This is a genomic window from Pseudomonas baetica (assembly GCF_019733355.1).
Taxonomy (GTDB): domain Bacteria; phylum Pseudomonadota; class Gammaproteobacteria; order Pseudomonadales; family Pseudomonadaceae; genus Aquipseudomonas; species Aquipseudomonas baetica_A.
In genome coordinates this window covers 93,284-106,516 of sequence record NZ_JAIHLQ010000011.1, presented here as the reverse complement: position 1 = coordinate 106,516, position 13,233 = coordinate 93,284, and the positions used below count along the sequence as shown (strand labels likewise).

The 13,233-nt window shown below is 59.8% G+C and carries 9 protein-coding genes; 3 read left to right on the top strand and 6 right to left on the bottom strand.

Annotated features, from left to right (window positions below; translation table 11 throughout):
* Positions 1-52: 52 nt before the first annotated feature.
* Positions 53-1,378: a hypothetical protein gene (locus tag K5E40_RS12495; protein WP_260455750.1), complete on the bottom strand. Its 1,326-nt coding sequence runs from the start codon at positions 1,376-1,378 to the stop codon at positions 53-55.
* A 526-nt stretch (positions 1,379-1,904) separates the two neighbouring features.
* On the opposite strand from K5E40_RS12495, the gene K5E40_RS12490 reads away from it, so the two are divergent.
* Positions 1,905-2,264 carry a DUF6124 family protein gene (locus K5E40_RS12490; RefSeq protein WP_221731006.1) on the top strand — a complete coding sequence of 120 codons (360 nt, stop codon included), beginning with the start codon at positions 1,905-1,907 and terminating at the stop codon, positions 2,262-2,264.
* A gap of 161 nt (positions 2,265-2,425) precedes the next feature.
* Positions 2,426-3,052, top strand: a complete 627-nt coding sequence (locus K5E40_RS12485; protein ID WP_221731005.1) for a bifunctional 2-polyprenyl-6-hydroxyphenol methylase/3-demethylubiquinol 3-O-methyltransferase UbiG — start codon at positions 2,426-2,428, stop codon at positions 3,050-3,052.
* Position 3,053: 1 nt separating this feature from the next.
* On the opposite strand, the gene K5E40_RS12480 is transcribed toward K5E40_RS12485, so the two are convergent.
* The 4 genes from K5E40_RS12480 to K5E40_RS12465 form a co-directional block, all read right to left on the bottom strand.
* Entirely contained in the window at positions 3,054-5,306 is a 2,253-nt protein-coding gene (locus K5E40_RS12480; protein WP_221731004.1) for a glycoside hydrolase, read from the bottom strand.
* Positions 5,307-5,395: 89 nt separating this feature from the next.
* Positions 5,396-8,461, bottom strand: a complete 3,066-nt coding sequence (locus tag K5E40_RS12475; protein ID WP_221731003.1) for an efflux RND transporter permease subunit — start codon at positions 8,459-8,461, stop codon at positions 5,396-5,398.
* Entirely contained in the window at positions 8,458-9,522 is a 1,065-nt protein-coding gene (locus K5E40_RS12470) for an efflux RND transporter periplasmic adaptor subunit (RefSeq protein ID WP_221731002.1), read from the bottom strand. The genes K5E40_RS12475 and K5E40_RS12470 overlap by 4 nt, the downstream gene beginning before the upstream one ends.
* On the bottom strand, positions 9,519-10,622 hold the full coding sequence (locus K5E40_RS12465) for an efflux RND transporter periplasmic adaptor subunit (RefSeq protein ID WP_221731001.1): 1,104 nt from the start codon (positions 10,620-10,622) through the stop codon (positions 9,519-9,521). The genes K5E40_RS12470 and K5E40_RS12465 overlap by 4 nt, the downstream gene beginning before the upstream one ends.
* Before the next feature lie 154 nt (positions 10,623-10,776).
* On the opposite strand from K5E40_RS12465, the gene K5E40_RS12460 reads away from it, so the two are divergent.
* A complete protein-coding gene (locus K5E40_RS12460) occupies positions 10,777-11,937 on the top strand; it encodes an AAA family ATPase (RefSeq protein WP_221731000.1) in 1,161 nt (386 codons plus the stop codon).
* Positions 11,938-12,329: 392 nt separating this feature from the next.
* On the opposite strand, the gene K5E40_RS12455 is transcribed toward K5E40_RS12460, so the two are convergent.
* Positions 12,330-13,127, bottom strand: coding sequence for a MetQ/NlpA family ABC transporter substrate-binding protein (locus K5E40_RS12455; protein WP_221730999.1), 798 nt, complete (start codon positions 13,125-13,127; stop codon positions 12,330-12,332).
* Between the last annotated feature and the right edge of the window lie 106 nt (positions 13,128-13,233).

Here is a 13,233-nt window from a genome sequence, read left to right as displayed (position 1 = left end):
CTCCGATACTGTAAGAAGTAACAGGTACAGACTCGGCGCCGCCGAATTCAACTCAAAGATCCTCGATCAGGCTGTCGAGCCATGCATATTCAGTTTTGCTTCGATGCAACTCTTGCATGCTCTTTGTCGCGCAGATAATGCTTTCAGCATTATTGGCGGCCATGTGCGCGCGCATCTGCGGGTTTGCATTGAACAGATCAACGGCCGTCTGAAGATCCGGAACGTTGCGCATTCCCAGGTAATGGCTGACCCCAGACAGGAACTCACTGTGGTCGCTCATAAAGACGTTCAAATATTCGACTGTCAGTCCACCGCGCATGATGACCTCGGAAACACCGCGCTCCGGAACGTCGTAAACGGTTAGCGGCTCCGACTTCAGAAAACCGCGCGCTTCGACGCCCAGGTAGAAATAATCCGCCGCGTTGGGCCCGATGGCCGCGAACCGATCGATTCTGTTGGTGTGCAACATTTCATGGCCCAGCGTCAGGCTCAACGCCCCGGCACGCAGGTATTTGCGATTGATGAACACCCGGCCATGAAAATCACCTTTGTACATCCAGGCCAAGTGATTGCCGGCAGTATCAACCCCGAGGAATTTATCCTCCCCCCAAAACCCTTGATACTCTTTGGAAAGTGCCAATCCTCGCGAGACGCACTCGGAGAATCGCGGCGAAACGGTTTTGTGGTCGGTCCCAAAGTAGCTTTCGTAGACTGCATCGGCTTCCTGGTATTTCAGCGCGATTGCCCGACTGGCATCAGAGAACGTGCTTTGGACCACTCGCAACTCCGAGCGAATGATTGCTGCCTGCTCCGCAGGAAATTGCCCCAACCCACGCGCCACCAGAGTGGTGCCCGAGTCGAGTCCGAGCTCAAACACGTCATCCTTGCCGGTATGAATGCGGTCGCGTTCGAGTTTCCAGGTTTTGCTTTGCGGATCGAAAAACAGTACCGGTCCCGAGGGCTCCAGTTCCGACAACAGGGTCGCTCGATACTCATCGGTCATTCGGTCTCGCCTGACCTGGACGATCTTGCCGGGAGCGATATCGACGTACAGCCGCCCCTTGACCACCCTGAAGCCTTGAGCATTGGCCACAGCCAGTTTTTCCGGAGGTTTCAACACATAGTGCTCTAGTGTTTTAACCTCGGGGTGGATAGGCAAAATCTCGGCAGACAGCAACGGTGTAACAGTGACTGCCGGGACCGACGCGTCAGGGTCGCGGACAACCTCCACCTGTGCTTGCTCCGCATCAGGGCGAAAAATCTTTATCGCAGGCCCATCGCCGCCCAGTGGGTTGCCGGGTCTTCTGCGGGGTGAGTCTACGTCTGCCGGGCTACGGGTGGTCGGCGAGGTCGTAGCGGGTTTGCGAACAATGCTCATGAAAAAATCCTTTTTTCTAAGTGAATCTCCCCTGAAAAAAACCGGGCAGACATCGCGACAGTCGTCTATCGCGCAGGCGTCATTACATCCCGAAGCGGACAACGCGGTGCGGTACATATGTATTGCACAGACGTCGGGGTTTTATGCTTCGCCGTGAGTAGCGATTCACACCGAAAAGGGAAAATTTCGTACAGGAAAATCAGAGAGCCTACAGGCCTGTTCGCTTTCCTTTGCAGGACATTTCCTAGATCATTCCGAGCGCTTGCGCCTGCCAAATCCGATGGCTAGTCTCGGCCCGTCACTGCTCATCAGTGATCGGGTTTAGTCGCCCGGATCCTACCGGGCGCACAGCGCCACCTTGTCTCAGTTGATTTCTCCTGCCTGATCGTAATGGTGGCTGTGCGCAGGGCACCTTCGGGTGCGCCGGGTAGCCTGGTGACCGGTCGACTAACCTGCGTGCAGCCGCCACCCCTGCTCGTTTAGTCGCGAACTTGGTTGACTCCAATCATCACTAGGAGTTGTACCTATGAAAAAAATCGTTCCCGACCCACCTGCAGAAAAAACCACCGAAACCGAACCCTCCAGCGAGCAGTTCAAAGACCGCTCCGCGCTGTACCGCGCCATCGACTTCTACCTCACCGGCAAGCAACCCTCCCCGCCTGATGAACTGCGCTTCTACAACGTCAGCGAAGACGTCAGTTTCGAAGACGCCCAGCTCTATCTCGCGGACCTTCTGCGCTGTGCTTCCGTTTCGGCGTATCAGTGTGGCGATCATCTGAAAGGCGCGGACCGGGCCATGGTGTTTTCGGTCTGGCATTTGCTGGAGATTGCCAAGACGATGGTGGATCGTTCGATTGATTGTCTGGGGATGAAACCTTCTGGCTGAAGTACTTTGTCGCCAGTAAAACCGCTTTCGCGAGCAGGCTCGCTCCCACAGTTGGAATGCGTTCCTCTGTGGGAGCCAGCCTGCTGGCGATGGGTTGCGCAGCAGCCCCCAGCCTGATGGCGTATATTCGCCAAACCTCCATCGCCCCACGCAGCCCAGCCATGAAGCAGACGCCCTCCGACCTCCAACAGATCACCGCCGCCACCCTCGGTCACTACAACTCGGTGGCTGAAGACTTTCGCGAAGGCACGCGCGATCACGATGTCAGCCAGAACATTGATGCGCTGTTGCGGCACATTCAGGGTGCCGCGCCGTTCACCATTCTGGATTTCGGCTGCGGCCCGGGGCGTGACTTGCAGACGTTCACACGTTTGGGCCACGTCGCGGTCGGGCTGGATGGCTCGCAGGAATTTGCGCGCATGGCCCGCGAGGACAGCGGTTGCGAGGTCTTGCAGCAGGATTTTTTGAAACTCGATCTGCCTTCAGAGCGCTTTGACGGTGTTTTCGCCAACGCCGTGCTCTTTCATGTGCCCTTGCAGGAGTTGCCACGGGTATTGCAGCAGTTGCGCGACACCCTGAAACCGGGTGGCGTGCTGTTCAGCTCCAATCCACGCGGGGATAACAGCGAGGGCTGGAACGGGCCGCGGTATGGCGCGTATCACGACCTTGAGGCGTGGCACCGGTTGCTCACCACTGCCGGGTTTGTCGAACTGGAACATTACTTCCGCCCCGCAGGGCTGCCACGCGAGCAACAACCCTGGCTGGCCAGCGTCTGGCGCAAGGCCTGAGTCAGGGAGCAGCCTGCACCCGGTAGTGGCTAACGGCGCCGTCGGGCGTCAACACCGTGATGCTCTCGCCGGGCAAGGTCTGCCCCTGCACTTCTCGCGCCGCCTGATCAAAATTGGCCAGCAGTCGAGTGCCGTCTTCAAATGAAGTCTGCTGCACCTGCCGATCCTCGCTCAGCCATTGGAAACCGGTGAGTGCCTGAGTGGCCAGCCGCTCATGCAGCGGGCGGAAAAACGCATCCTGCCGCGCAATCAAAGGTAAGCGCTGCGCCAGCGTCGCCGCACTCAGGTGATACAGCGGCGGCACGTTGTAGAGCAATTGCGTGAGTTCGTTTTCTACCCGCACGTTGCTCAGCTTCAGGCTGTCGAACAACCAGTGATGCGTGGTGATGACCGAGCCGTGAAACACCGCTTGGTACAGTGGCAAACGGCTGGCCGGATCAAAGTGAATACGTCGGTATGGCGCTTTAATCGGCACCGGTTTGAAGAACACCATCGGCTGCTCGGGCGGATACCATTGGCCGGTGAAGTATTCGGAGTCGCGGTTCTTGCTCATGTCGACATCGCCCCATCCGATCACGGGCGTCTGCATACCATGGGCGAACAACACGCCCTGCGCCGTCGTCGCGTTGCCGTCCTCGGAACCGCTGGGCAGTTGCAGCGCTTCATTGATCCAGCGTGATGCCTGGACGTTACCTTCAGCGTTTTGCGCCTGGGTCATCGTCGAGCCCGGCCGATAGCTGTCGAACACCATGCCCGTGGCATAGGCGTCGAGGAACCAGCTGTTGAAACCAGCGGCAGCGCTGACCGCTTTGACTCGCTGCTCCAGCAACGGGCGCACGCAACGAGGATCGGTGTAATGGCCCGACTGCTGAAAGCCGGTTTTCGGCTCACCACTTTCCAGCACGATGGCGCAGTCCACGTTGGCTTTGTCCCCCAGGTGCGCCGTCGTCCAGTCCGGGTTCTCGTCACGGCTCAGCGCCGTCTCGTAGGAGTCATACGGCGCCATCAGATACCCCGCCGCCACGCCAGCGCGAACCACCTCCGGATGCCAGAGTCCACCCTCCCAGCCTTCGCCGAGCCCCAGCCACAGGCGTGTCAGCCCGGCACTCTGCAAGCGTTTGACGGTATCGAGCGATAAGGTACTGCCCCAACGCTTAGGGTCGTCCGTCAAGGCGTCAACAAACTCAGCGGCCAACTGCGCACGCAGCGCAGCGTAACCGTCGACCAGCGCTTGCATGTCGGGCTCCGCGCGGGCCTGCCAGGTTTTGCGCGCCTGCGTAGCCAGCGCTCGGTTGAGACCGCGCAGCAGGACGGTTTGCGGGTAGCGATTGACCACCGTTTGGGTGGCGAGCAGTTGCGATGCCTCACGATCCATCCCGGCGCGCAGCGCGCTGGCGAGCTCGCCCTGGCCGCGTAACTTGCCGAGCAGTGCCGGCCAGTCGCGCACATCCTTTGACCCCAGCAGATCATTGCCCCACAGGTAGACATGACTGGCACCCAACAACTTGTTGGCCTGCGGGGTTTTCTCAAGTTTGCTGGTCAGGGTTTCGTAGCGCCCGTTATCGATCAGCCATTGCCGGTAGCGCTTGGCCCCCGCCAACGGCTCGGCCGCGCCCAGGTACAGGCTGAAGGTCAGCGGCGTTGAAGGTGCGAGTGCAGTGAATTGGTGCCGCGCCGCCAATGCCAGCGTGTCGCCGTCAGCGCTGAACAGCAGTTGATTGTTGTAGGGGTTGGTCAGCAACCAGTTGAGGCTGAAACCATCATGCTCAACGCCCCACAGCGGCAGGCTCAGGTCCTGGGTCGTGTTGAATTCGCCCTGCCCCAGCAAAAACTGTCGCCACACCGGATCAGCCCGGGGCACGTAATGTCCTTCGGCCAGTGGCCAGATCAGGCCTTTGCCCATGGCGCTGCCGGGTTGGCGCAGGAACTCCAGTTCGGCGGGTTCGCGCGCGGTGATCGAGAAGGAGAGGTCACGCTGATCGAGTTCTACGCTGAGCGACCAGGCGCCATCGTCCCATTGCCAATCGAGGCGATTGCCGCGTCTGACCAACTGACTGACCTTGTGCGCTTGCACGCCTGTCGAGGCCTGCACGGTCGCGCTGTTGGCCGGGGTGACCCGTAACGCGAGCGTCGCCGGGTCGATCTGCACCCGCCACAGCGGGTTTTCCAGAAACGTCTCGGCCAGCGATGAGGGCGACAGGCACAGGCCGGCCATCAACAGCAGTTGGCGCAGCCAGCAAGCGACAGTCGACATCGGGTGTCCTCCTCCAAATGGAGGAGGGACGGTAACGCAATAAATCACGGTTGTAAGTCAGACCGTTCCCAAAGCTGTAACAGGCGCACTCAATGGGCCGATGTTGAAGCGTCTTTGTTCGGCTCGTGAATCTTGTACCAGGCCACATACAGCGCCGGCAGAAACAGCAGCGTCAACAACGTCGCCACGACGATCCCGCCGATCATCGCGTACGCCATCGGCCCCCAGAACACTTCCCGAGCGATCGGGATCATGCCCATGCTCGCCGCCGCCGCCGTCAACAGAATTGGCCGGCGTCGATGCTCGGTCGCTTCCACCACCGCATCCCACGGCGCGTAGCCTTTGCTCTCGTACTCATCGATTTGCGTCACGAGGATCACCGAGTTGCGGATGATGATGCCGATCAGCGCGAGAATCCCAAGGATCGCCACGAAGCCCATCGGCGTACCGGTCGGCACCAGCGCCAGCACCACGCCGATCAGCCCAAGCGGCGCGACACTGGCCACCAGAAACATCTTCTGCACGCTGTGCAACTGGATCATCAGGAAGGTTGCCATCAGGAACAGCATCAGCGGCAGAACCTTGGCAATCGGCCCCTGAGCTTTGCCGCTTTCTTCGACCGTACCGCCAGTGGCGACCTTGTAGCCCACCGGCAGTTTGTCGGCGAAGGCATCAATCGACGGTTTGAGCAGTTTCACCAGATCGGTCGGCTGGATGTCGTCGCGCACCGACGCCTTGATGGTGATGGTCGGCAATCGGTCGCGACGCCACACCAGCGGTTGTTCCAGCTCATAACGCACCGTGGCGAATGCCAATAGCGGAATCGACGCGCCGTTGGGCGTGACGATCTGCAGGTTTTGCAGGGTTTCTGGCGTGCCCCGCTCGGAGTCCACCGCACGACCGACGACGTTGATCAGGTAGATATCATCATCGACCTGGGTCAATGGCGAGCCGCTGACGATGCTGTTCATCACGTTCGCCACGTCTTCGGACGACAGCCCGAGTTGGCGGGCCTTGTCCTGGGCGATGTCGATGCGCAGGACTTTGCCCGGCTCGTTCCAGTCATAAATGATCTCGCCGATGTGCGCGTTCTTGTCCAGCTCGGTGGCCAGGTCGATGGCGTGCTTGCGCACCTGATCGATGTCTTTGCCGCTGACCCGGTACTGGATCGGACGCCCGACCGGCGGGCCCATTTCCAGTGCCTGGACATAACTGCCGATGCCGACGAAATCTTTGCGCAAGCGCTCACGCAAACGTTGACTCAAGGCCTCGCGTGATTCGAAGTTTTTGCTGACGATCACCAGTTGTGCGTAGTACGGGTTTTGCAATTGCTGATCGAGCGGCAGATAGAAGCGGATCGCACCCTGACCGATATAAGTGCTCCAGCGCACGATGTCCGGATCACCCTTGAGGGTTTCTTCCAGTTTGTCGACGACCTTGCGGGTCTCGTTGATCGAGGCGTTTTGCGGCAGGTTCAAGTCGACCAGAATTTCCGGCCGATCCGACGAGGGAAAGAACTGGTTCTGCACAAACCGCATGCAGAACACCGACAGCGCGAACAACAGCACAGTGATGCCGATCGCCCACCAGCGGTTGCGCATGCACCACAGCAAACCACCGTTGAAAGCCCGCCCGATGCGCCCGGGCTCGGCCTGATGGGGCTTCACATTGGCGCTAAGAATGTGGACACCGATGACCGGCGCGAACAACACCGCCACCACCCACGACACCAGCATCGCCACTGCAATCACCGCAAACAGGGTGAAGGTGTATTCACCGGCCGAACTGGCGTTGAGGCCGATCGGCACAAACCCGGCCACGGTCACCAGCGTACCGGTGAGCATCGGGAACGCCGTCGAGGTGTAGGCGAACGTGGCGGCCTGCTCCTTGGTTTCGCCCATTTCCAGGCGCGTGACCATCATCTCCACGGTGATCATCGCATCGTCCACCAGCAGGCCGAGGGCAATGATCAGTGCGCCGAGGGAGATCCGCTGCATGGTGATGCCGCTGTATTCCATGAACACAAACACCATCGCCAGCACCAGCGGAATCGAACACGCCACCACCAGACCGGCGCGCACGCCGAGGCTGATGAAGCTCACGACCAAGACGATGATCACCGCTTCGAACAAGGCGCTGGTGAAACCGCCGACCGCCTCTTCCACCACCACGGCCTGATCGGACACGGTGTGAACGCCGACACCGACCGGCAAATCAGCCGTGAGCTGATTGATGCGCTCGTGCAGGGCCTTGCCGAAGGCCTGAACGTTGCCGCCCTTCTGCATGGCAATGGCCAGACCGATGGCCGGTTTGCCGTTGAAGCGGAACTCGGGCGTGGCCGGGTCGACGTAACCGCGACTGATGTCGGCGATGTCGGCCAGACGGTAGAAGCGGTCATTGAGCTTGAGATTCACCTCGGCCAGGTCTTTCTCCGAGGCGAACTGCCCTGAGGTCCGCACGGAAATCCGCTCAGGCCCGGCTTCGATCACCCCTGCCGGGGTCACGGCGTTCTGCGATTGCAGGCTCTGCACAACCTGACGCTGATCGATGCCCAGCGCCGCGAGTTTGCGCGTGGAGAAATTCAGGTAGATCACTTCATCCTGCTGACCCACCATCTCGATCTTGCCCAGCCCCGGCACATCACGGATCTCGGCCCGGGCCTGTTCCACGTAGTCGCGCAACTGGCGCATCGTCAGGCCGTCGGTGGTAAACGCATACACCGAGCCGTAGACGTCACCGAACTCGTCGTTGAATCCGGGCCCTTGAATGCCTTTGGGAAACTGGCCGCGAATATCGTCGACTTTCTTGCGCACCTGGTACCAGATTTGCGGAATGTCCTTGGCACTGGTGGTGTCGCGCAGGTACACGTAGACCGTTGATTCACCGGGCCTCGTGTAGCTTTTCACGTAGTCGAGGGAGTCGAGTTCTTCGAGTTTTTTCTCGATACGGTCGGTGACCTGCTTGAGGGTTTCCTCTTGGGTCGCGCCCGGCCATTTGGTCTGGATCACCATGGTCTTGATGGTGAATGAAGGGTCTTCTTCACGCCCCAGATTGAAGTACGAGAACACCCCCATGAGTAATCCGACGAACATCAGATACCAGACGAAAGACTGATGCTTGATGGCCCATTCGGAGAGGTTGAAAGAGCCTTTCATTGACTGTCCTCGTCAAGATTCACGGATTGTCCGGGTTTGAGGCTGTTGACGCCGGCGCTGACCACTTGCTCACCATTCTTCACACCGCCAGCCAGCACCACGGCGCCGTCGGTGCGGCTGATAACGCTGACGTCGCGAGGGCTGACGGTTTTGCTTTGGGTGTCGATCACCCAGACGCGCGATTGGCCATCGACATCCTGTATCGCCGTGGCGGGCAATTCGATGCGTGGTTTGATCGCCGAACTGAGGGTCACGCTGATCGCCGTGCCGAGACGCAAACCGCTCGGAGTATCCGCCAGCGTCAAACGTGCGCGGCGGGTGCGCGTAGCGCTTTGTGCCTGAGGCTCGATTTCGCGCAGGGTCGCTGTGGCGTTGATGCTCGGGTCGAGTTGCGCGGCGACCAGAAACACCACGTCGCGGGGGATCTGATCGACCAGGGTGTCGGGCAGGTCGATCACCGCTTCCTTGATATCGGGCTGCGCCAGGGTCACCACTTGCTGGCCGGCCGTCACCACTTGCCCAGCCTCGGCGTTCCACGCGGTGACCACGGCTTTGTGATCGGAGCGTAACTGGGTGTAGCCGAGTTGATCCTTGCTCTGATTGACCGCCGCCTGCGCCTGCTCCAGCGAAGCCTGGGTGGTTTTCAGATCAGTATTGGCGATGTCCAGTTGCGCTTGCGCGCCGACCCCGCGATCAAACAGTGCTTGCTGACGCCGAGCGTTGGCCTGAGCGTTGATCAATTGCGCCCGGACCTGTGCCAGATCGCCCTGGGCTGAACGCAATTGGTTCTGCTGGTCGGAGGGGTCGAGGGTAGCGAGCAGCGTGCCCTTTTCGACTTCGGCGCCGACATCGACGTTACGGCTGGCGATGCGCCCGCCCACGCGAAAACCGGTATTGCTCTCGTAACGCGCCTGAATGCTGCCAGCAAAACGCCCAAGGGTTTCCTCGTTCACCGCTTGAACCTTGATCGACAGCACCGGACGCACCGGTTCCGGCGGCGGCTCGCTTTTCGAGCACGCGGCCAACAACGCCGCCATGCACAACAGCCCCTGACGTTTCATGGCTGTGCTCCCGGCTGCAGATCCTTGTAGGTGTTTTCAGCAATCTCGACTTTGATGCCCGGATGCAACAACTGCCCGCCGGCCACAATGACTTTCTCGCCGCCCTTGAGGCCGTCGCTGATGATGACTTTGCCGGTCAGGTATCGGCCGACCGTGACCGTGTGCAATTGCGCTTCACCTTGGTCGTCGACCATCCACACCGCCGGTTCACTGACTTTTTTCGTCAGCGCCGACCACGGCAGTTCCACCGCCGACGTGCCACTGCCCTTGGCAGTAGCGCTGACCACCGAGCCGAGTTGCATGCCCGGCGGCAGGCTGTCGAGGGTGACTTTGACCTGCACCGTGCCGGACTGCGCCGACACCGCCGGCGTAATTTCGCGCACGGTACCGGTGGTTTTGATCGCCGGGTTATCCAGCAGGCTGACCACAATCGAACGATCCGAAGGACGCTCGGCCAGTAGCGACTCGTACACGTTGAACACCGCATCACGAGCACCGTCGCGGGCCAGCGTGAAGATCGGCGCAGTCGCCTGAACCACTTGGCCGACTTCGGCCTGACGCTCGGTGATGATGCCCGGTGCATCGGCAATCAATGAGGTATAGCTGAGTTGATCTTTGGCATTGGCCAATTGCGCCTGCGCTGCGCTCAACGCACTTTGGCTACTGCGCAATGCTGCCTGCGCGGAATCGTATTCGCTCTGACTGGTGTAACCCTTGGGCAACAGTTTTTGCTGACGCACGAACGCGGCAGCCGTCTGCTTGACCCGCGCCTGTTCGGCGGTCACTTGCGCCTGGGCGGAGTCGACATTGGTCTGCAAATCCTTGGGATCGAGTTTGGCCAACACTTGTTTGGCGCTGACGCGGTCAACGACATCGACCATGCGCTGGATGATCTTGCCACCGACCCGGAACGACAACTCGGCCTTCACCCGCGCCTGCACGTCACCGGTGAGGGTCACGGCGGCGGCGTATTCAGCGGGTTTCACCACTTGCACAAAGACCCGTGGCAAGTAGTCCTCAGGCGCTTCTTTCTTGCCGCAAGCGGTCAACAACGCGAACAGGCCCAGCATGACTGCTGTTTTCAATCCGGGACTCGCCATGCAGACTCCTTCCTGTGTACGAACGTGCAAGTGACGATACGACTGTGAGCTTAGAACAGGGTTCCGCGTCTGTATGCCCGATCCCTATACTCCCTGCGGTCGTTCACGGGGTGCATTCCCACGCCGAGCGCCGGAACGATCAATGAGGAGCCCCATGCTCAAGACCCTCGCGGTGGCCAATTACCGCTCAATCAATAAATTGGTGATCCCGCTGGGCCGTCTGAACCTGATCACCGGCCCCAACGGCAGCGGCAAATCCAATCTCTATCGGGCCTTGCGTCTGTTGGCGGAGACCGCTCAGGGTGGCGTGGTCAATGCGCTGGCCCGCGAAGGCGGACTGGACTCAACCTTCTGGGCCGGACCGGAAACCATCAGCCGGCGCATGCGCAACGGCGAAGTGGCGATCGAGCCGACGGTGCGCCAGGGCGTGAAGCGTCTGCGCCTGGGCTTTGCCGGGGAGGATTTCAGTTATTCGATTGCCCTCGGTTTGCCTGCGCCAACCCACTCCTGTTTCTCGCTTGATCCAGAAATCAAAAAGGAATGCATCTGGGCCGGGCCACTGTACCGGCCGGCCAGCCTACTGGTGGATCGCGACGGCCCGATGATCCGCGCCCGCGAAGGCCGCCGCTGGGACGTGCTGGCGCAACACACACCGAATTTCGACAGCCTGTTCGATCAGGTCGGCAACTTGCGCAGCTCTCCGGAAGTGTTCCAGATGCGCGAATTCATTCGGCGCTGGCGCTTTTATGACCACTTTCGCAGCGATGCCGACGCCCCGGCGCGCCAGCCACAACTGGGCACGCGCACGCCGGTGTTGCATCACGATGGCCGGGATCTGGCGGCGGCGTTGCAGACCATCGTCGAAATCGGTGATCCCGAAGCGCTGCGCACCGCCATCAGCGATGCGTTTCCCGGCGCACGGCTCAACATCGCTCCGTTGGCGGGAGGACGTTTCGCCATCGAGTTTTATCAGGAAGGGTTGTTGCGACCGCTGTCGGCGGCGGAGTTGTCGGACGGAACGTTGCGCTATCTGCTGCTGGTCGCGGCATTGCTGACACCGCGACCGCCGTCACTGATGGTGCTCAACGAACCGGAAACCAGCCTGCACCCGGATCTCTTACCGGCGTTGGCACGCTTGATTATTCGTGCCTCTGAGCAGTCTCAGGTGTGGGTGGTGTCCCATGCGCGGCGGTTGATTTCGGCGTTGCAGCAAGACCCGGAGTGCAACTGCATCGTGCTGGAAAAGACGCTGGGCCAGACCGGGATTGTCGGGCAGCGGGTGTTGGATGAGCCGGCGTGGAATTGGCCTGACTGATGCTGATCCCCACGCGAACGGTTTTACGTGTTGGCGGAGAACAAATAAGAAGGCTATTTTTCCTTTCGCTGTAGGAAGGATCTTTTTTTCAAGAAAGGCCTCCAAGGACGAACAGCTTTTGGCCAGACTCCCCGGCCCAACCATCACAAGGAAGAGAATATGGCTGACTTAAAAGTACCGCAGCGCCTGGATCCGCAGGACATCGTGAAATTGCTGGTGGCGTTGCGAAGGGCATTGAAGGCACAGGCGGCCTGAGATCACGGTCAACAGCAACGTCACCCAGCCCTCTCACAGTAAGAGAGGAAACTGACCACACAAAAACGCCGATGACTATTTCTAGCCATCGGCGTTTCCATATCCAAACCCTGGAAGGGGTTTGCTGAATCGTCCAATCAGAACGCCGGCAGTACCGCGCCGTTGTACTTCTTCTCGATGAACGCTTTGACTTGCGGGCTGGTCAGGGCAGCGGCCAGTTTCTTGATGGCGTCGCTGTTCTTGTTGTCCTCACGGGCCACCAGGAAGTTCACGTAAGGCGAGTCTGCGCCTTCGATCACCAGGGCGTCCTTGGTCGGGTTCAACTTGGCTTCCAACGCATAGTTGGTGTTGATCATGTCCAGATCAACTTCGCTCAGAACGCGCGGCAGCATGGCCGACTCCAGTTCCTTGAACTTGAAGTTATGCGGGTTCTTGGCGATGTCTTTTGGGGTCGCCAGGGCGTTTTTCGGGTCTTTCAGTTCGATCAGGCCAGCCTTCTGCAGCAGGATCAGTGCACGGCCACTGTTGCTGCCTTCGTTCGGGATGGCGATGGTCGCGCCGTCAGGCAGCTCAGCCAGGGTTTTGTATTTGCTCGAATAGCCACCGAACGGTTCAACGTGAACACCTTGCACGGTTACCAGGTACTTGGACTTGTCGTCTTTGTATTTGCCGGCGTTGAAGCTGTCCAGATAAGGCTTGGTCTGGAAGTAGTTGGCGTCCAGGCGCTTCTCGCCCACTTGCACGTTTGGCTGCACATAGTCGGTGAAGACTTTGATTTCCAGATCCACACCTTCTTTGGCGAGGGTCGGTTTGATCAGCTCAAGAATTTCAGCGTGCGGGACCGGCGTCGCAGCCACCACCAGTTTCTCGCCGGCCTGAGCCAGGGAAGCCGTCAGAGCAGCCGCCAATGCGGTAAACAACAGAACCTTTTTCATGCAGTGTCCTTATCGAAAATCACGGTCGTCATCGACGACGGCATCTAATACCGGTGCCAGTGAAGTGCTATCGCTGGCGTGAAGCGGACAATACCGGGATTTTTTA